Genomic DNA, 18,971 nt, shown 5'->3' on the forward strand with positions numbered 1-18,971 from the left:
TTCCACACGTGAAGCGTGTGAGGGAGGGGTCGTGTGTCTCTTCCCGACGTGGTCGTCGGATCGCGGCCTCGATCCGACGTGCGTCCTCCACAGACTGCCTCGCGCCGTTGTCGTACGCGAGCCGTACTCTGGGCCCCATGCAGAGCGCGTCGGACCGGCACGAGTACCCCGCCCACTGGGAGGCCGACGTGGTGCTGCGCGACGGCGGCACCGCGCGCATCCGCCCCATCACCGTCGATGACGCCGAGCGCCTGGTCAGCTTCTACGAGCAGGTTTCGGACGAGTCGAAGTACTACCGCTTCTTCGCGCCCTACCCGCGCCTGTCCGACAAGGACGTCCACCGCTTCACGCACCACGACTTTGTGGACCGGGTGGGACTCGCGGCCACGGTCGGCGGCGAGTTCATCGCCACCGTACGCTACGACCGCATCGGTGCCGACGGCATGGCCGCCTCGGCCCCGGCCGACGAGGCCGAGGTCGCGTTCCTCGTCCAGGACGCCCACCAGGGCAGGGGTGTCGCCTCCGCGCTGCTCGAGCACATCGCGGCCGTGGCGCGCGAGCGGGGCATCCGCCGCTTCGCGGCCGAGGTGCTCCCCGCCAACAACAAGATGATCAAGGTGTTCACGGACGCCGGGTACACCCAGAAGCGCAGCTTCGAGGACGGCGTCGTGCGCCTGGAGTTCGGCCTCGAACCCACCGAGCGCTCAGTCGCCGTGCAGCGCGCGCGGGAACAGCGCGCCGAGGCGCACTCCGTGGGGCGGCTGCTGGCGCCCGGTTCCGTGGCCGTCGTCGGCGTCGGCCGCAGCCCCGGCGGCGTCGGCCGCAGCGTCCTCGGCAACCTCCGCGAGGCGGGCTTCACCGGGCGGCTGTACGCCGTGAACAAGGCCTTCCCCGAGGATCTGAAGGAACTGGACGGGGTGCCCGCCCACCGCTCGGTGCGCGACATTGCGGAGCCCGTCGACCTCGCGGTCGTCGCCGTCCCCGCAGAGCAGGTCCCCGAGGCCGTCGTCGAGTGCGGCGAGCACGGCGTGCAGGGACTCGTGGTCCTCTCCGCCGGCTACGCCGAGAGCGGTCCCGACGGGCGGGAGCGCCAGCGCGAACTCGTGCGGCACGCACGCGCGTACGGCATGCGGATCATCGGCCCCAACGCCTTCGGAGTCATCAACACCTCCCCGCAGGTGCGGCTGAACGCCTCGCTGGCCCCGGAGATGCCGAGACCCGGCCGGATCGGCCTGTTCGCCCAGTCCGGCGCCATCGGCATCGCCCTGCTGTCCCGCCTCCACCGGCGTGGCGGCGGCGTCACCGGCGTCACCGGCGTATCGACCTTCGTCTCCTCCGGCAACCGCGCGGACGTCTCGGGCAACGACGTCCTCCAGTACTGGTACGACGACCCCGACACCGACGTCGCCCTGATGTACCTGGAATCCATCGGCAACCCGCGCAAGTTCACCCGCCTCGCGCGGCGCACGGCGGCCGCCAAGCCCCTGGTCGTCGTCCAGGGCGCCGGTTCCGCCCCGCAGGGGCACGCCGTACGGGCGACCCGGCTGCCCCACGCGACCGTGTCGGCGCTGCTGCGGCAGGCCGGCGTGATCCGCGTGGACACCATCACCGAACTGGTCGACGCGGGCCTGCTGCTCGCCCGTCAGCCGCTGCCGACGGGCCCGCGGGTGGCGATTCTCGGCAACTCCGAGTCGCTGGGCCTGCTGACGTACGACGCCTGTCTCTCGGAAGGGCTGCGTCCGCTGCCGCCGCTGGACCTGACGACCGAGGCCTCGGCCCAGGACTTCCACGCGGCGCTGGCCCGGGCGCTCGCCGACGAGACGTGCGACGCGGTGGTCGTGACGGCGATCCCGGCGATCGGCGAGCGGTCGCCCGGGGACGCGGAACTCGCGGAGGCCCTGCGGTCGGCCGCGGCGGCCGCTCCCGCCAAACCGGTGCTCGTCGTGCACGTGGAACTCGGCGGCCTCGCCATGGCGCTGTCCGCCGCGGCGAGCACCGCGCCGCGCGCCGAAGCGGCCGCACACGCGCGTACCGACGCCCCCGAGGGCGCGCCGTCGGTGCCCACCGCCGTCGCGGCACCGGAGGGAACGCACCTCATCCCCGCCTACCCCGCCGCCGAACGCGCCGTCCGCGCGCTCGCGGAGGCCGTCAAGTACGCCCACTGGCGGCGCGAGGCGGCCGACGCCGGCAAGGTGCCCGAGTACGAGGACATCGACGAGAAGGGTGCCGCCGAGATGATCGGCGGGCTCCTCGCGCGCGGGCAGGGCCTGACCCTCGGCACCGACGAGACGTGCGAGCTGCTCGGCCGCTATGGCATCCGCACCCGCCGGGCCATCCCGGCACCCACCCCGGACGAGGCGGCGCGGGCCGCGGCCGCCCTCGGCTACCCCGTCGCCCTCAAGGCCACCGCCCCGCACCTGCGGCACCGCGCAGACCTGGGCGGCGTACGGCTCGACGTGGCCGACGAAGAGCAACTGCGCCGGTCGTACGCCGAGTTGGCCGAGCTCTTCGGCAGGCCGGAGGAGATCCGCCCGGTCGTCCAGGCGATGGCACCCCGCGGGGTCGACACGGTCGTCCGCGCGGTCATCGACCCGGCGGCCGGAGCCGTACTGTCCTTCGGGCTCGCCGGGGCCGCCTCACAGCTGCTCGGAGACATGGCGCACCGGCTCGTTCCGGTCACCGACCGCGAAGCGGCCTCGCTGATCCGGTCCATCCGGACCGCCCCGCTCCTGTTCGGCTGGCGCGGCTCCACACCCGTCGACACCGCCGCCCTCGAGGAGCTGCTGCTGCGGGTGTCGCGGCTGGTCGACGACCACCCGGAGGTCGTCGCGGTCACCCTGGAGCCGGTCGTCGTCGCCCCGCACGGGCTGAGCGTCCTCGGTGCCTCCGTCCGCCTCGCACCCCCACCGGCGCGTGACGACCTCGGGCCGAGGACGCTGCCGACGTACTGAGCGGACCGTCCGGGAGCACGTCGTCGGGCACGCGCGCGAGGACGCGCCGTCCGGGCAGTGGCCCGCCCCGCGGAGGCGTCCCACGGATCACGGACGGAGCGCGCCCCGGTCGCCGCCGACGTACCGAAGCGGTCCTGAGCGGTGCCTCGCAGTCAGTGGGTCCCCGTAGGATGGAGGGCATGGCCAAGACCAGTACGACGACCCAGGGGCTGCGCGCGGCGATCGAGCGCAGCGGCTACTACCCGGCCCTCGTGGCCGAGGCGGTGGAGGCCGCCGTGGGCGGCGAGCCGATCCGGTCGTACCTGGTCCACCAGGAGACCACGTTCGACCAGAACGAGGTGCGCCGCCATGTGACCGTGCTCGTCCTCACCGGCAACCGCTTCATCGTCAGCCACACCGACGAGCAGGCCGCCGACACCACCTCTCCGACGCCGTACGCCACGACGTCCACGGAGTCCGTGAAGCTCGGCCGGATCTCGTCCGTCGTCCTCAGCCGGGTGGTCGCCAACCCGGAGTCGTACACGCCGGGCACCCTGCCGCGCGAGATCGTGCTGACCATCGGCTGGGGCGCCGTCTCCCGCATCGACCTGGAGCCGGCCGCGTGCGGTGACCCCAACTGCGACGCCGACCACGGCTACACCGGCAGCTCGACGGCGGACGACCTCAGCCTGCGCGTGAGCGAGGCCGGAGACGGCCCGGAGACGGTCCGCCAGGCGCTCGTCTTCGCGCAGTCGCTGTCCGAGGCGACCGCGGACGTAACCCGCTGATGTCGCGCTCCGTGCCCACCCCCTTCGACTCCGCGCCCTGGGAATTCCCCGAACCGCTCGCCGTGGGCTCCGCCCCCGTCCCCGAGTACGGCTCCGGGTCCCTCGCCGACCTGCTGCCCACACTGGCCGCGGGCATGGGCGTACCCGGCACGACCGCGGCCATCCCGGAGCTGACCCCGGCCGACCGCAACTGCGTCTTCCTGATCGACGGCCTCGGCTGGGAGCAGATCAAGGACCACCCCGACGAGGCGCCCTATCTCCACGCGCTGCTCGGCAGCTCCCGCGGGGGCACCGGACGTCCGCTCACCGCCGGCTACCCGGCGACCACCGCGACCTCCCTCGCCTCCGTCGGCACCGGCCTTCCCCCGGGCGCGCACGGCCTGCCCGGCTACACCGTGCGCAACCCGGCGACCGGCGCCCTGATGAACCAGCTCCGCTGGCAGCCGTGGACGGCCCCGGGCGCCTGGCAGCCGTACCCCACCGTCTTCCAGCTCGCCCACGAGGCGGGTGTGCACGCCGCCCAGGTGTCGTCCCCCACGTTCCAGAACACCCCGCTGACGAAGGTCGCGCTCAGCGGCGGAACGTTTCACGGGAGGCTGACCGGCGAGGAGCGCATGGACCTCGCCGCCGAGCAACTGGCCGCCGGCGACCGCTCCCTCGTCTACACGTACTACGCGGAACTGGACGGCGCCGGGCACCGCTACGGCGTCGCTTCCGACACCTGGTGCGGCCAGCTCATGTACGTCGACCGGCTCGTCCAGCGCCTCGCCGAGCAGCTCCCGCCGCGCAGCGCGCTCTACGTCACCGCCGACCACGGCATGGTCGACGTGCCCTTCGACGAGGAGCACCGCATCGACTTCGACGCGGACTGGGAGCTGCGCGCCGGGGTCGCCCTGCTGGGCGGCGAGGGCCGCGCCCGTCATGTCTACGCCGTACCGGGCGCCGAGAACGACGTCCTGACCTGCTGGCGCGAGGTGCTCGGCGAGCAGTTCTGGATCGCCTCACGCGACGAGGCGATCGCCGCGGGCTGGTTCGGGCCGCAGGTCGACGAGCGGGTGTACCACCGCCTGGGCGACGTGGTCGCGGCCGCCCGGGACGACGTGCTGATCATCGCCTCCGAACGGGAGCCCAAGGAGTCGGCGATGGTCGGCAACCACGGCTCGATGACCCCTGCCGAGCAGCTGGTCCCGCTGCTCGAAGTACGCTCCTGACGCCCAGAACCGTTTCTCCTCCACCTTCTCCGAAAGGCGCTCAACTCCCCATGCCCGAGCTGGTTTTCTTCTCCGGAACCATGGACTGCGGGAAGTCGACGCTGGCTCTGCAGATAGAGCACAACCGCTCCTCGCGCGGCCTCCAGGGCATGATCTTCACGCGGGACGACCGCGCGGGCGAGGGCAAGCTGTCCTCCCGCCTGGGCCTGGTCACCGACGCGGTCGAGGTCGAGGACGGGCAGGACCTCTACGCCTCTCTCGTCGACCACCTCTCGCAGGGCGGCCGCGCGGACTACGTGATCGCGGACGAGGCGCAGTTCCTGGCCGAGGAGCAGATCGACCAGCTCGCGCGCGTGGTCGACGACCTGGACATCGACGTCTACGCCTTCGGGATCACGACCGACTTCCGCTCCAAGCTGTTCCCCGGCTCCCAGCGGCTCGTCGAACTCGCCGACCGCGTCGAGGTCCTCCAGGTCGAGGCCCTGTGCTGGTGCGGCGCGCGCGCCACGCACAACGCCCGCACGGTGGGCGGGGTCATGGTCGTGGAGGGCGCCCAGGTCGTCGTCGGGGACGTCGACCAGGCGGACACGGTCGGCTACGAGGTCCTGTGCAGGCGCCACCACCGCCGCCGGATGACCTCGGCGTCGGCGCGGGCGGCGGCCCTGTCGCCGGACGTGCTGCCGGTGCAGCCGGTCTAGCCGCCGACGGCTTGGGAGACCGTCCCTCACCGGGGTCCCTGGATCAGGGAGAAGCGGGCCCCCTCGGGGTCGGCCACGCCCGCCACGCGCCCGTGCTCGCTGTCCTGGGCCGGCTCGAGGACCTGCCCGCCGAGGTCGACGACGAGACCGAGCGCCGCGTCCGTGTCGGCCACCTCGAAGTACGTCGTCCAGTGCGGCCCCCGGTCCCGGGGCAGCGCGGCGCCCACCCCGTGGATGCCGGCGACCGGGTGGCCGGCGACATGCAGGGTCACGTGGTCGAAGTCGGCGGACACCACCGTCTCCTCGTAGCCGAAGACCGTCTCGTAGAACTTGCGGACGCCCGCGGCCTCGTAGGTCGTGAGCTCGTTCCAGGCGGGAGTGCCGGGCACGCCCGTGATGGCGGTGCCCACGTGCGCCGCCGCCTGCCAGACGCCGAAGACGGCGCCGGAGGGGTCGGAGCCGATGGCCAGCCGTCCGGCGTCTGAGGCGTCCAGCGGGCCGACGCCGATCGTGCCGCCGCACAGCCGGACCGTTTCGGCAGTCGTGTCCACGTCGTCCGAGGCGAAATAGGGCGTCCAGGCGACCGGCAGGTGGCGGTCCGGGGGCAGTTGACCGATCCCCGCCACCTCGTGTCCGTCGAGCAGCGCCCGCACATAGGGGCCCAGCTGCTGCGGGCCGGGCCTGAACTCCCAGCCGAACAGCTCGCCGTAGAACTCCTGCGTCGCGGTCAACCCGTGCGCCATCAGACTCACCCAGCAGGGTGTACCGGGCGCATACCGGGCGTGTGCTGCGCCGATCGGGCCGGCCGACCCACCTGCCTCGGTCATCGTCACTCTCTCCTCAGCCCCTTGCGGTGGCCGTGTCGCTTCCGCCCTCGGAGGATGCCTGATAGGGGGTTTCTCGTTGGTTTACGTGCGGTTGTCGCTGTATGTCGATCGCCTGTACGGCATGTGCTCGATCCCGCACGCCGCGTGATCGAGCCTGTCCGGCCGAGCAGAGTAGCCGGACATGAGCGATGGGGCCACCCCGTGCGCGAGGATGGTGACCATGAACGCCATCATCACCGCATCGGAACTGGCCGGCGACCTGGCGGGGGAGAACCCGCCCGTCGTCCTCGACGTCCGCTGGCAGCTCAGCGTGGCGAAGGCGGCGGGGGAGCCGCCGTTCGACGGGCGCGCCGCGTACGAGGCCGGGCACGTGCCCGGCGCGGTCTATGTCGACCTGGACCGGGAGCTCGCGGGGGCTCCGGGCGGCCGCGGCCGGCACCCGCTGCCCGACATCGCGTTGTTCGGTTCCGCGATGCGCCGGGCGGGTGTCTCGGCGGGCAGGCCGGTGGTCGTGTACGACGGCGGGCAGGGCTGGGCGGCGGCCCGCGCGTGGTGGCTGCTGCGCTGGACGGGTCACCCGGACGTGCGGGTCCTCGACGGCGGGTTGCCGTCCTGGCGGGGAGATCTCTCCGGCGAGGTCCCCGCGCGCGTGGAGGGCGACTTCGAGCCGGTGCCGGGCGCCACGGGACTCCTCGACGCCGACGGAGCCGCCGCTCTCGCCGGCTCCGGAGTGCTGTTCGACGCCCGCGCGGGGGAGCGGTACCGGGGTGAGGTCGAGCCGATCGACCGGGTCGGCGGCCACATTCCGGGTGCCGTCTCCGCGCCCACGAACGACAACGTGGGCCCGGACGGCCGCTTTCTGTCCGCCGAGGAGCTGAGGGACCGCTTCAAGGCGCTGGGGGCGTCCGACGGCACCGAGGTCGGCGTGTACTGCGGCTCGGGTGTCTCCGGCGCGCACGAGGTACTGGCCCTGGCTGTCGCGGGCATTCCGGCGGCCCTGTACGTCGGCTCCTGGTCGGAGTGGTCCTCGGACCCGGCCCGGCCCGTCGCCGTGGGCCCCGACCCCCGGTAGTCCGGCCGCGCGGACACATGGGGGAGGGCCGCACCGAACAGGTGCGGCCCTCTCCTGCGTATGTACGGATGTGCCCACCGGCTTCCGTGAACCGGCCGACGCCTCGGGCGAGTTGCCCGAGGGCCGGTTACTCCTGCTTCTTCCGCCGGGTGCCGAACACGATCTCGTCCCAGCTCGGCACCGCGGCCCGGCGGCCCGGACGGACGCCGTCCGCCTCGGCCTGGCGGTCGGTGGCGCCGACGAGACGGTCGCGGTGGCTGCCGACGGAACGCGGCATGAGGACGTCCGCGTAGGCGGATCCGGCGGAGGCGGCCGGCGCCGGGGGTTCCTCGGCGTCGGGCTCCTGCTCGTCGGGCTCCTCCGGAGCGGGCTCCGCCGGGCGCTCCGGGACGACCATGTCGCCGCGGAAGCTCGGCACCGCCTCCAACAGGCTGGTCAGCGAGTCGCGTTCCCGTTCGCCGGCGCTCTCCTCGGCCGGCTCGGGCGGCTGGGCCGGCAGGCTGGGCCGGTCGAGCGCGCGGTCCAGCGGACGGTCGCGCGGCAGCCGTGCGATGCGCGGGACGAACGGAAAGCTGGGCTCGGGAGCGGCCAGGTCGTCGGACTCGCCGATCAGCGAACGCGCCTCGTCGTCGACGGCCTGGACGAGCCGCCGCGGCGGGTCGTACGTCCAGCTCGCCGAGTGCGGTTCGCCCGCGACCAGGTAGACCAGGAGGACTTCCCAGGTGCCGTCGTCGCGACGCCACGAGTCCCACTGGACGGTGTCCTTGTCGGCGCCGCGCAGCAGCAGCCGTTCCTGGACGGCCTCGCCGAGCTGGGGTCCGGCGTTCTCGCCGGGCCGACGGACCGGAGTCTTCCGGGCCCGCTCGGCCATGAAGGCGCGCTCGGCCAGCACGGGGCCCTCGAAGCGGCGCACACGGTCGACGGGGATGCCGGCCATCTGGGCGACTTCTTCCGCGGTGGCACCGGCACGTATACGCGCCTGGATGTCACGGGGGCGGAGATGGCTCTCCACCTCGATCTCGATCTGGCCGAGGCGGGGACGGTCGCCGCGGACGGCGGCGCGCAGACGCTCATCGATCGGAAGCGTGTACTCCGTGCTGTCCGCAGCCTTCAGCACCAGCCGTGTGCCGTCATTCGAGACGGCCACGACACGCAGTTCGGGCATGGGGACCTCCCGGGTGGTGCCTGCCGACGTCACGTGCGTCGCTGCTTCCGCTAGTCGAGTGTGGCCTGCCCGGGTGCAGCCTGCCACAACCTTGCCGAGTTGCCCGGCGTGTCGGGCACAGGCCCTGCGCCGCCGTTATGGCACGGTTACCTATCCGCCACGCTAAGTGACCAACACCGTCACCCTGTGCAACTAGCCCCCCTCAAGCGGTCCAGCGAGGCTCCGGACATCCTGGAGGGAGACCGGGCCCAGGGCTCGCAACAGTACTCCATTTGGGCCACGTGCGTGGATTGGCGCGCCATCCAACTTCTGTGGAGAGGCGGGATTTGACCGTCCGTCGTGGGCGTTTATCGATCTTGGACGTGGCGTAGTTCACGCAATCTCCCGAAAAGGAACTATCGGTTTCGTCCGTACGTCCCCTTCTCGTGCAGTTGATTGATCAAGTGCGGGAAAGGCAGGCAAGCTCCCGGTATGCGTGAAAGGCCCGAAGTCGTCGGTGAGTCGAGCGCCGGGGAGGAGGTGAAACGGAAGCGGATCGACCTGAGCGTGCCTCAGGTCGCGGGCAGCGCCGTGGCCGCGGTGGTGGCCGCGAAACTCGCCTCGTACTTCGGGGTCTACGGCACGATCCTCGGTGCGGGTCTGGTCAGTGTCGTCGCCACCTGTGGCGGATCGCTCTTCCAGCACTTCTTCAGTCGTACCGGCGAGCAACTCCGTGACACACAGCTCCGCGACGCACAGGTCCGTGACACACAGCTCCGCGACGCCAAGGTCCGCGCCCCACGGGTGGCTGCGAAACCGACGGTGCGCGCGCAGCCCGCGCCGGGCGAGTTCACCGAGGGCACCGTCCACCGCGCCCGGAGCGGGCGCCGCAGGCGGCCGGTGGTGGCGGCCGCGCTCGTCTTCGGGGTCGCGATGGCCGGGATCACCACGTACGAGCTGGTGTCGGGCGACAGCTTCAGCGGCGACCAGGGCACGACGGTCACCGGGGCGGTCTCGGGCGGCGGTTCCTCGTCCGGTACCTCGCCGGGTTCCTCCGACGAGGACGCGGACCCGACGCCGTCACCCTCCTCGTCCTCGCCCTCCTCCCCCTCGACCGGGGAGGCGCCGTCCTCGGGCGGGACCTCCTCCCCGGACGGCGGCAGCGACAGCGGGGAGGGCGCGGGCGACGACTCCGCAGGCGGTGCGACGGCCGGGACGGCGCCGACTTCCACGGCCCCGGAGGGCGGCACGGGGGCCGGTGACTCGGCGACCCCCGAACCCACGGAGTCCGCTACGCCCCCAGAACCCTCCGCAAGTAGTCGTTCTGGAACAGACGGTCAGGATCCAGCCGGTCCCGCAGCGCCGTGAACTCGCCGAAGCCCGGATAGATGCCGGCGAAGTACTCGGCGTCCCGCGTGTGCACCTTGCCCCAGTGCGGCCGCCCCTCGTGGGCGGTGAAGATGCGCTCGGCGGCGGTGAAGTACCCCTGGTAGGGCGTGCCCTTGACCATGTGGACGGCGATGTAGGCGCTGTCACGGCCGGAAGCGGTGGACAGGGTGATGTCGTCGGCGGGCGCGGTGCGCACCTCGACGGGGAAGCTGACCCGCAGGCCCGAGCGGTCGAGCATCGCCTTCAGCTCGCGCAGCGTCTCGGTCACCGCCTCGCGCGGGACGGCGTACTCCATCTCCATGAAGCGCACCCGGCGCGGAGAGGTGAACACCTTGTAGGGGATGTCCGTGTACGTGCGCGCGGACAGGGCCTTGCTGGACACCTGCGCGATCGTCGGGATCGTGGCGGGCACCGCTCGGCCCACCCACTGGGCCACCTGGAAGACCCCGTTGGAGAGGAACTCGTCCTCGATCCAGCTGGAGACCTGGCCCACCGGCTTGCGGGGGCCCGCGCTGCGGTTGTTGCGCTTGGTGTTGGTGCTGCCAGTGTGCGGGAACCAGTAGAACTCGAAGTGCTCGTTCTCGGCCCACAGTTCGTCGAAGTCGGCGAGGACCTTGTCGAAGGGCATCGGTTCCTCCCGCGCGGTGAGCAGGAAGATCGGTTCCACGGCGAAGGTGATCGCGGTGACGATGCCGAGGGCGCCCAGGCCGATGCGGGCGGCGGCGAAGAGGGAGCGCTCCTCCTCGGTCCCCTTCTCGGAGCAGGTGAGTACCGAGCCGTCCGCCGTGACGAGCTCGAGGCCCTTGATCTGGGCGGCGATCGAGGCGGACTCACGGCCGGTGCCGTGCGTGCCGGTGCTGGTCGCCCCGGACACCGTCTGTTCCATGATGTCGCCCATGTTGGTGAGCGACAGGCCTTCGCGCGCGAGCGCCAGGTTGAGTCTCTTGAGCGGGGTGCCGGCCTCGACGGTGACCGTCATGTTGTCGCGATCAATGTTGCGGATGCCGGTCAAGAGTTGAGGGCGGATCAATACACCGTCGGTCGCCGCGATCGACGTGAAGGAGTGGCCGGTGCCGACCGCCTTCACCTTCAGCCCGTCCTCGGCGGCCCGGCGCACCGCCTCGGCCAGTTCGTCGACGGAGGCGGGCGTGACCTCCCGCACGGGGCGTGCGGCGACATTGCCGCCCCAGTTACGCCACGTGCCGTTCTTCCCGCTCGCTGTCCTGCTCAACAGTGCCTCCCCGACCCGGCGCCGGCCTGCTCAGCCGGCGGTACCCCAGGAAACCGACCGCGACCGCGACGGCTCCGGACACCGCCGGAACCCCGTACCCGGCCCGTGCCCCCGCCGCGTCGATGACCCAGCCGGCGATGGAGGAGCCGAGCGCGACGCCGACCGCGAGCCCGGTGCTGATCCAGGTCATGCCCTCGGTCAGTTGTGCGCGTGGTACGTGCTCTTCGATGAGGGACATCGTGGTGATCATCGTGGGAGCGATGGTCAGACCCGCAAAGAACAGCGCCACGGCCAGAAACGGCAAGTTTCCGACCAGTAGGAGGGGGATCATACTCACGCCCATCATGAACACGCCCAGCAGCCAGCGACGTTCCGGTGTTCCCTTGAGGTGCAACAGGCCGAACGCGAGCCCGGCCACGCAGGAACCGGCCGCGTAGAGCGCCAGGACGACACTGGCGGCGCCCTGGTGGCCCTGCTCGTCGGCGAAGGCGACGGTGACCACGTCGACGGCCCCGAAGATCGTTCCGGTCGCCACGAAGGTGGCCACCAGAACCTGGAGTCCGGGCGAGCGCAGGGCCGAACCGCCGCCGCGCTGCTCGCGCGGATGCGGCGCGGGCTCGGTGGCCCGCTGGGCGGTGAGCCAGAAGACGCCGACGGCGAGGAAGCAGGCCGCCAGCAGCGGCCCCGCCTCCGGGAACCAGGCCGTGGACAGGCCGATGGAGATGATCGGCCCGAAGATGAAGCACACCTCGTCCACCACGGACTCGAAGGAGTACGCGGTGTGCAGCTGGGGTGTGCCCCGGTACAGGGCCGCCCAGCGGGCCCGGATCATCGCGCCGAGGCTCGGCACGGAGCCGATCCCGGCGGCGCACACGAACAGCACCCAGTCCGGCCACTCGAAGTGCGCGGCCAGCAGCAGCCCGGTCGCGGCGGCGAGCGCGACCAGGGTCGCGGGGCGCAGAACCCGGCGCTGACCGTGGACATCGACCAGCCGCGAGATCTGCGGCCCGAAGGCGGCGGCCGCCAGCGCGATGGTCGCCGACAGCGCGCCCGCGAGCCCGTAGCGCCCCGTGAGCTGGGAGACCATCGTGACCACGCCGATGCCCATCATCGACAGCGGCATCCTGCCGACGAACCCCGCGGCGGAGAAGCCCTTGGAGCCGGGGGCGGCGAACAGAGCGCGGTAGGGGCTGGGCACGGGGTCTCCGGTGGGTCCGGGCACGCGCGCGTGAGGGCTCGGCGCGGCGTGGGGGAAGGCGGCTCGGCAGGGACTCGGTAAGGCGGGCGGTGAGCCCGGTGGAACCGGTAAGGCGTGAACGCAGCTCATACAGCTTACGAAGTTAGGTAACCCTAACGCATCCGGCCGCAGCCGGCGCCCGGCCGGTACCCCGCCGTTTCCCGGCTGTCGGAGGGGGGTGGCAGGATCGAGTCATGCGAGACGCGCTCGATGCCACCCCCTACGACGCCCTGCTCCTGCTCTCCTTCGGCGGCCCGGAAGGCCCGGACGACGTGGTTCCGTTCCTGGAGAACGTGACGCGCGGGCGCGGCATCCCCAAGGAACGCCTCAAGGAAGTGGGCCGGCACTACTTCCTGTTCGGCGGGGTCAGCCCCATCAACGACCAGAACCGCGCCCTGCTGGACGCCCTGCGCAAGGACTTCGCCGACCACGGCCTGGACCTGCCGATCTACTGGGGCAACCGCAACTGGGCCCCGTACCTCACGGACACCCTGCGCGAGATGGTCGCCGACGGCCGCCGCCGCGTCCTCGTCCTCGCCACCAGTGCCTACGCCTCGTACTCCGGCTGCCGCCAGTACCGCGAGAACCTCGCCGACGCGCTGGCCACGCTGGAGGCCGAAGGGCTCGAGCTGCCCAAGGTCGACAAACTGCGGCACTACTTCAACCACCCCGGCTTCCTGGAGCCCATGATCGAGGGCGTGCTGCGGTCGCTGGCCGATCTCCCCGAGGGCGTCAGGGACGGCGCGCACCTCGCCTTCTCGACCCACTCCATCCCGAACGCCTCCGCGGACACCTCCGGCCCGGCCGAGGACCACGGCGAGGGCGGCGCGTACGTGAAGCAGCACCTGGACACCGCGCGGCTCATCGCCGACGCCGTCCGCGAGCGCACCGGCGTGGACCACCCGTGGCAGCTCGTCTACCAGTCACGCTCCGGCGCCCCGCACATCCCCTGGCTGGAGCCCGACATCTGCGACCACCTGGAGGAGCGGCACGCGGCCGCCGTCCCGGCCGTCGTGATGGCCCCCATCGGCTTCGTCTCCGACCACATGGAGGTCCTCTACGACCTCGACACGGAGGCAAAGGCCAAGGCCGAGGAGCTGGGCCTGCCGGTCCGCCGCTCGGCCACCGTCGGCGCCGACCCGCGCTTCGCCGCCGCGATCCGTGAGCTCGTCCTGGAGCGCGCCGCCGCGGAGAGCGGCCTCCAGGTCACCCCGTGCGCCCTGGGGGCGCTCGGCGCGAGCCACAACCTGTGCCCGGTCGGCTGCTGCCCCGCCCGCGCCCCCAGGCCCGCCGCCGCGGGCGCCGACAGCCCCTACGCGTGAGGAACGGCGTGACCGACCCCCTGCACACCGAACTGCTCGAACTCGCCAAGGAGGCCGCCCGCCGGGCCGGCGAACTGCTGCGGGACGGCCGCCCGGCCGACCTCGCGGTCGCCGCCACCAAGTCGAGCCCGATCGACGTGGTCACCGAGATGGACATCGCGGCCGAGAAACTGATCACGGGCCTCATCTGCGAACACCGCCCCGACGACGGCTTCCTCGGCGAGGAGGGCGCCTCCAGCGAGGGCAGCAGCGGCATCCGCTGGGTGATCGACCCCCTCGACGGCACGGTCAACTACCTCTACGGACTGCCCACCTGGGCCGTCTCCATCGCCGCCGAGCAGGACGGCGAGACCGTCGTCGGGGTCGTCGAGATCCCGATGCGCGGCGAGACGTACCACGCGGTGCGCGGCGGCGGGGCGTGGGGGAGCGGCGCCCGGGAAGGCGAGCGGGCCCTGTCCTGCCGTGCCGCGGCGCCCCTCGAGCAGGCCCTGGTCTCCACCGGCTTCAACTACGTCACCGAGGTCCGCACCCACCAGGCCGACGTGGCGCAGCGGCTGATCCCGCTGCTGCGGGACATCCGGCGCGGTGGCTCTGCCGCGGTCGACCTGTGTGACGTGGCAGCGGGCCGCCTCGACGGCTACTACGAACGCGGGCTGCATCCCTGGGACCTCGCGGCGGGCGACCTGATCGCCCGGGAGGCGGGCGCGCTGACCGGTGGGCGGCCCGGAGAGCGCCCCGCACGTGACCTGACGGTGGCTGCCACCCCCGGCGTCTTCGAGCCCCTCCAGCGACTCCTGGAGGACTTCGGCGCCTGGCACGACTGAGCCGCTCCCGCGCACACGCGAAGGGGCCCCGGCGCTGGATTCGCCGGGGCCCCTCCGTCTGCTGCGAACTGCCTCAGGCGACGCTCGTCGCGCCGACCTCCACACCGTGCTCGGCGGCGAGGCGGCGCAGGTCGTCGAGCTCGGCCTGTTCCACCTCGACGAGGAAGTCGTCGCCCTCGTCGCGAGCCCGCGTCAGGTCGGACTCGGTCGTCCTTATGCGGTGCAGAAGTCCTGCGGTGAATGCGTCCATGCTGCGCCCCCTCGTCCTGGGTCGTGGGTCGGTGGCACGGGGGTGTGCCGGTTGGGAAGGGGCGATCACGTCTGCCACAGGTGCCCAGCGCTGCCCTGCCGGGCGGCGACGGTGCCGGACACCCACGCCCGCTCTGCGGCAAACGGACCGCGGAGTACCGCATGGTGTTGCGGCACATGCAGAGCGTGATCGCGGGGTGTAAAGCCGTCCTCCCCCCGCTCCCTTCCGTGGAAACCTCAACCTCACGAGAAAATCTCGCATTCCCGGGCTTCACACCGGCCCTTCATCTTCCGCGCACCCGTCTTACCGCCGACTTATGGCCGAAAAGGGCAGGATGGAGGCCACACTCACCGAAACCCCTGCCCCCGGGCGCTCATGGAGCGCTACGCGGGTGGACACAGGAAGGACAGCGACGTGCGCGTACTCGTCGTCGAGGACGAGCAGCTGCTCGCCGATGCGGTGGCCACCGGACTGCGCCGGGAGGCCATGGCCGTCGACGTCGTGTACGACGGTGCGGCCGCCCTGGAGCGCATCGGCGTCAACGACTACGACGTGGTCGTCCTCGACCGGGACCTCCCCCTCGTCCACGGCGACGACGTCTGCCGCAAGATCGTCGAACTCGGCATGCCCACGCGCGTGCTGATGCTGACGGCCTCCGGTGACGTCAGCGACCGCGTCGAGGGTCTGGAGATCGGCGCCGACGACTATCTCCCGAAGCCCTTCGCCTTCAGCGAGCTGATCGCACGCGTGCGTGCCCTCGGCCGGCGCACCAGCCTGCCGCTGCCGCCCGTCCTGGAGCGGGCCGGCATCAAGCTCGACCCCAACCGCCGCGAGGTCTTCCGCGACGGCAAGGAGGTCCAGCTCGCGCCCAAGGAGTTCGCCGTCCTGGAGGTGCTGATGCGCAGCGAGGGCGCGGTGGTCTCCGCGGAGCAGCTCCTGGAGAAGGCCTGGGACGAGAACACCGACCCGTTCACCAACGTCGTCCGCGTCACCGTCATGACGCTCCGCCGCAAGCTGGGCGAACCTCCGGTGATCGTCACCGTCCCCGGCTCCGGCTACCGGATCTGATCCGCCGTGGCATCGACTCCCGCCCCTCCCCAGGCACCCCCGAAGCCCACCTGGGCTCCCCGGAGCCCGCAGTCGCCCTTCCCGTGGCTGCGACCGACCATCCGCATACGGCTCACGCTGCTGTACGGCGGCATGTTCCTGATCGCCGGCATCCTGTTGCTGTCGATCATCTACCTGCTGGCCGCACAGGCCCTGCACACCGGCAACCAGCCGCTGTTCAAGATCATCGACGTCGGGAACCTGAAGGTCTCCAGCACCGACTGTCCCGGGCTCGCGAGCGGCCAGACGCTGGGCGAGTTCAACGACGCGATCAGCCAGTGCATGAACCACCAGCGCCAGGCAGCTCTGGACAACCTCCTCAGCCGCTCCCTGCTGGCCCTCCTGGGCCTCGCCGTGATCGCCTTCGCCTTCGGCTACGCCATGGCCGGCCGGGTGCTGTCCCCGCTCGGCCGGATCACCCGCACCGCGCGCGCGGTGGCGGGGTCGGACCTGTCCCGCCGTATCGAGCTGGACGGGCCGGACGACGAGCTGAAGGAGCTGGCCGACACCTTCGACGACATGCTGGAGCGCCTCCAGCGGGCCTTCACGGCCCAGCAGCGCTTCGTGGGCAATGCCTCGCACGAGCTGAGGACCCCGCTGGCGATCAACCGGACGCTGCTCGAAGTGCATCTGTCCGATCCGGAGGCGCCCGTGGAGCTCCAGCAGCTCGGCAAGACGCTGCTGGCCACCAACGAGCGCAGCGAGCAGCTCGTCGAGGGGCTGCTGCTGCTCGCCCGCAGCGACAACCAGATCGTCGAGCGCAAGCCGGTCGACCTCGCGGAGGTCGCCGGGCAGGCCATCGACCAGGTGCACGGGGAGGCGTCGGCCAAGGGGGTGGTGATCCGCGGGGAGCAGAAACCCGCCGTCGTTCAGGGCAACGGTGTCCTGTTGGAGCGGATCGCGCTGAATCTCGTGCAGAACGCCGTACGGTACAACGTGTCCGAGGGCGGCTGGGTCGAGGTGACCACCGAGGTCCAGCACGGGCAGGCGGTCCTCGTCGTGTCGAACACCGGGCCGGTCGTGCCCGCCTACGAGATCGACAATCTGTTCGAACCCTTCCGTCGCCTGCGCACGGAGCGGACGGGCAGCGACAAGGGGGTCGGGTTGGGCCTGTCCATCGTGCGGTCCGTTGCCCGGGCGCACGGCGGTCATATCGCGGCCCAGCCGCGCGAGGGGGGTGGGCTCGTGATGCGGGTCACTTTCCCCGTCTGAGATCATGTCGCCGACACACGCGGGGATGTTCGCTTTGCGCGGAATTTTCTGGGTCCCGACCTGGCTTCCCCATGTGTGATCGATCACAAGGGCGAATTTCCGGCCATCTACTCTCCGTGATCATGAATGCCGTCGTAAAGCCCGGAAAATCCGGGTTTTCAGGGGTCCTGATCACGGGAAGTACACGGTGAGACGCCTTTGAAGTGCGGCAATCGGACCGTGTACGGTCCCGATCGCCATCCAAGCCGATCACTCGTGAGGAGTTCGGTTGGGTGTCGATTGAGTAACAGACCTTGATGTGAGGCAAAATCTCCGCCTCGAGGCGGGCACAAGTCCGGCCTCTCACGCGTTACGTGCGCTGGAGACACCGCAGACACCCAGAGGGGGAGAGGCGAAATGGCTACCGATTACGACACCCCACGCAAGACCGATGACGACGTCGACTCAGACAGTCTCGAAGAGCTGAAGGCCAGGCGGAACGACAAGTCCGCGTCCGCAGTGGACGTCGACGAATTCGAGGCCGCGGAGGGGCTCGAACTGCCCGGCGCGGACCTCTCGAACGAGGAACTGGCCGTCCGGGTGCTGCCGAAGCAGCAGGACGAGTTCACCTGCATGAGCTGCTTCCTGGTGCACCACCGCAGCCAGCTGGCCCGGGAGAAGAACGGCCAGCCGATCTGCCGCGACTGCGACTGAGGCGGGGTCGGCCGTGACTGGCTCGACCCCACCTCGGAAGCGCCGCTTCCCCCTGCGGGGAACGGACAAGGGGCCTTCCCAAGGCCCTCACGGCGTGCGTGACGACGAGCGAGGCTCATCCGGTACGGGAGTGGTCCCGGCGGGATCGGCCTCGCTCGAACGCGCGGCTGACCGGGCTGACCTCCCGGCGCCGACGCGGAACGCCGCCCCCGTCGCCAAGCGACGGGCGGCGGTCATCCGGGACAAGGCGAAGGACCTGGCCCTGGAAGGCGTCCGCAAGGGCGGGAACCGCGCCAGGGCGGGGCTGGGGCACCTCGCCGACCGGATCATCGACCTTGCTCCACGAGTCCCCGTACGGGACCTCCAGACGCTGCGCAGGCAGTTCCCCGGTCTCGGGCCCGAGCAGCTCGCGGACAAACTCGTGTCGGGCGCGGCGAACGCCACGTCCACCGTCGGCGCGGGCATCGGGGCGGCGGCGATGCTTCCCGTGCCGCCCGCCATGCCGACCGAACTGGCCGCGGAGATCACCGGCGTCGCGGCCATCGAGCTGAAACTGATCGCCGAACTCCACGAGGTCTACGGAGTGCGGCCGGCGGGCGGTCTCAAGGACCGCAGCACCGCGTATCTGCGCTCATGGTCGGGCGAACGCGGCGTCGACGTCATGAAGCCGTCCACGGTCAACTCGGCGCTCGGCGGCCAGATGAAGCGTGAGCTGCGCCAGCAGATCATGAAGCGCATGGTCCGCGATCTGCCGATGCTGATGCCCTTCATGGTGGGCGCCGCCGTCGGCGCGGTCATGAACCGGCGGGACACCCGGAGGGTGGCCGCGAAGGTCCGGGCCGACCTGCGGAAGATGCAGGTGCCGTGGGACGCGCTGCCGGCGCTGCCGCCGCTGGAGAAGCCGGCGGATGCCCTGGCCATCGGTGAGATCCCCGAGAACCCCCTGAACCCCCTGGGGCCCGGCAATCCCGAAATCTCCGGGAACCCTGAGAACCCTGAGAACCCCGAGAGGCCCGGAGGGCTCGGGCGCTGAGGG

Annotated in this window: 17 protein-coding genes; 12 read left to right on the plus strand and 5 right to left on the minus strand. The window is 71.6% G+C overall.

All coding sequences use genetic code 11. The features are described 5' to 3' along the window. Nucleotides 1-137 precede the first annotated feature (137 nt). From ASD48_RS33845 to ASD48_RS33860, 4 genes are all read left to right on the plus strand, one after another. A complete protein-coding gene (locus ASD48_RS33845; RefSeq protein WP_057605697.1) occupies nucleotides 138-2,951 on the plus strand; it encodes a bifunctional GNAT family N-acetyltransferase/acetate--CoA ligase family protein in 2,814 nt (937 codons plus the stop codon). A gap of 170 nt (nucleotides 2,952-3,121) precedes the next feature. Next, nucleotides 3,122-3,718: a DUF5998 family protein gene (locus ASD48_RS33850; protein ID WP_054243638.1), complete on the plus strand. Its 597-nt coding sequence runs from the start codon at nucleotides 3,122-3,124 to the stop codon at nucleotides 3,716-3,718. Beyond that, nucleotides 3,718-4,929 carry a nucleotide pyrophosphatase/phosphodiesterase family protein gene (locus ASD48_RS33855; protein ID WP_057605699.1) on the plus strand — a complete coding sequence of 404 codons (1,212 nt, stop codon included), beginning with the start codon at nucleotides 3,718-3,720 and terminating at the stop codon, nucleotides 4,927-4,929. The genes ASD48_RS33850 and ASD48_RS33855 overlap by 1 nt, the downstream gene beginning before the upstream one ends. Nucleotides 4,930-4,979: 50 nt before the next feature. Continuing rightward, nucleotides 4,980-5,627, plus strand: coding sequence for a thymidine kinase (locus tag ASD48_RS33860; RefSeq protein ID WP_020125121.1), 648 nt, complete (start codon nucleotides 4,980-4,982; stop codon nucleotides 5,625-5,627). Between the two features lie 26 nt (nucleotides 5,628-5,653). On the opposite strand, the gene ASD48_RS33865 is transcribed toward ASD48_RS33860, so the two are convergent. Continuing rightward, complete coding sequence (locus ASD48_RS33865; RefSeq protein ID WP_057605700.1) at nucleotides 5,654-6,454, minus strand: VOC family protein; 801 nt, start codon at nucleotides 6,452-6,454, stop codon at nucleotides 5,654-5,656. Between the two features lie 220 nt (nucleotides 6,455-6,674). On the opposite strand from ASD48_RS33865, the gene ASD48_RS33870 reads away from it, so the two are divergent. Continuing rightward, nucleotides 6,675-7,526 carry a sulfurtransferase gene (locus tag ASD48_RS33870; protein WP_057605701.1) on the plus strand — a complete coding sequence of 284 codons (852 nt, stop codon included), beginning with the start codon at nucleotides 6,675-6,677 and terminating at the stop codon, nucleotides 7,524-7,526. Between the two features lie 127 nt (nucleotides 7,527-7,653). Here ASD48_RS33870 and sepH read toward each other — a convergent pair whose 3' ends face one another. Continuing rightward, a complete protein-coding gene (gene sepH / locus ASD48_RS33875; RefSeq protein WP_057605702.1) occupies nucleotides 7,654-8,691 on the minus strand; it encodes a septation protein SepH in 1,038 nt (345 codons plus the stop codon). Nucleotides 8,692-9,162: 471 nt separating this feature from the next. On the opposite strand from sepH, the gene ASD48_RS33880 reads away from it, so the two are divergent. Then, complete coding sequence (locus ASD48_RS33880) at nucleotides 9,163-10,038, plus strand: hypothetical protein (RefSeq protein WP_057605703.1); 876 nt, start codon at nucleotides 9,163-9,165, stop codon at nucleotides 10,036-10,038. On the opposite strand, the gene ASD48_RS33885 is transcribed toward ASD48_RS33880, so the two are convergent. Both ASD48_RS33885 and ASD48_RS33890 read right to left on the minus strand, forming a co-directional pair. Further along, on the minus strand, nucleotides 9,962-11,290 hold the full coding sequence (locus ASD48_RS33885; RefSeq protein ID WP_057605704.1) for a D-arabinono-1,4-lactone oxidase: 1,329 nt from the start codon (nucleotides 11,288-11,290) through the stop codon (nucleotides 9,962-9,964). The genes ASD48_RS33880 and ASD48_RS33885 overlap by 77 nt on opposite strands. Then, nucleotides 11,250-12,488 carry an MFS transporter gene (locus tag ASD48_RS33890; protein WP_057605705.1) on the minus strand — a complete coding sequence of 413 codons (1,239 nt, stop codon included), beginning with the start codon at nucleotides 12,486-12,488 and terminating at the stop codon, nucleotides 11,250-11,252. The genes ASD48_RS33885 and ASD48_RS33890 overlap by 41 nt, the downstream gene beginning before the upstream one ends. A gap of 233 nt (nucleotides 12,489-12,721) precedes the next feature. On the opposite strand from ASD48_RS33890, the gene ASD48_RS33895 reads away from it, so the two are divergent. Then, nucleotides 12,722-13,849, plus strand: a complete 1,128-nt coding sequence (locus tag ASD48_RS33895; protein WP_057605706.1) for a ferrochelatase — start codon at nucleotides 12,722-12,724, stop codon at nucleotides 13,847-13,849. A gap of 8 nt (nucleotides 13,850-13,857) precedes the next feature. After that, nucleotides 13,858-14,673 carry an inositol monophosphatase family protein gene (locus ASD48_RS33900; RefSeq protein ID WP_057605707.1) on the plus strand — a complete coding sequence of 272 codons (816 nt, stop codon included), beginning with the start codon at nucleotides 13,858-13,860 and terminating at the stop codon, nucleotides 14,671-14,673. Nucleotides 14,674-14,746: 73 nt separating this feature from the next. Here ASD48_RS33900 and ASD48_RS44945 read toward each other — a convergent pair whose 3' ends face one another. Further along, a complete protein-coding gene (locus ASD48_RS44945; protein WP_199825099.1) occupies nucleotides 14,747-14,923 on the minus strand; it encodes a hypothetical protein in 177 nt (58 codons plus the stop codon). A gap of 414 nt (nucleotides 14,924-15,337) precedes the next feature. Between ASD48_RS44945 and ASD48_RS33905 the strand changes: the two genes are divergently transcribed. The 4 genes from ASD48_RS33905 to ASD48_RS33920 all read left to right on the plus strand — a co-directional run bounded on the left by ASD48_RS33905 (nucleotide 15,338) and on the right by ASD48_RS33920 (nucleotide 18,968). Beyond that, the gene (locus ASD48_RS33905) at nucleotides 15,338-15,991 is read left to right on the plus strand and encodes a response regulator transcription factor (RefSeq protein WP_020125132.1); all 654 of its coding nucleotides are present in this window, start codon (nucleotides 15,338-15,340) and stop codon (nucleotides 15,989-15,991) included. A 6-nt stretch (nucleotides 15,992-15,997) separates the two neighbouring features. Beyond that, nucleotides 15,998-17,242 carry a HAMP domain-containing sensor histidine kinase gene (locus ASD48_RS33910; protein WP_057605708.1) on the plus strand — a complete coding sequence of 415 codons (1,245 nt, stop codon included), beginning with the start codon at nucleotides 15,998-16,000 and terminating at the stop codon, nucleotides 17,240-17,242. Between the two features lie 396 nt (nucleotides 17,243-17,638). Next, nucleotides 17,639-17,935, plus strand: a complete 297-nt coding sequence (locus tag ASD48_RS33915) for a DUF4193 domain-containing protein (RefSeq protein WP_003993510.1) — start codon at nucleotides 17,639-17,641, stop codon at nucleotides 17,933-17,935. Nucleotides 17,936-17,948: 13 nt separating this feature from the next. After that, entirely contained in the window at nucleotides 17,949-18,968 is a 1,020-nt protein-coding gene (locus ASD48_RS33920) for a hypothetical protein (protein ID WP_242432814.1), read from the plus strand. Nucleotides 18,969-18,971 lie beyond the last annotated feature (3 nt).

The organism is Streptomyces sp. Root1310, from assembly GCF_001426425.1.
Classification (GTDB): Bacteria; Actinomycetota; Actinomycetes; order Streptomycetales; family Streptomycetaceae; genus Streptomyces.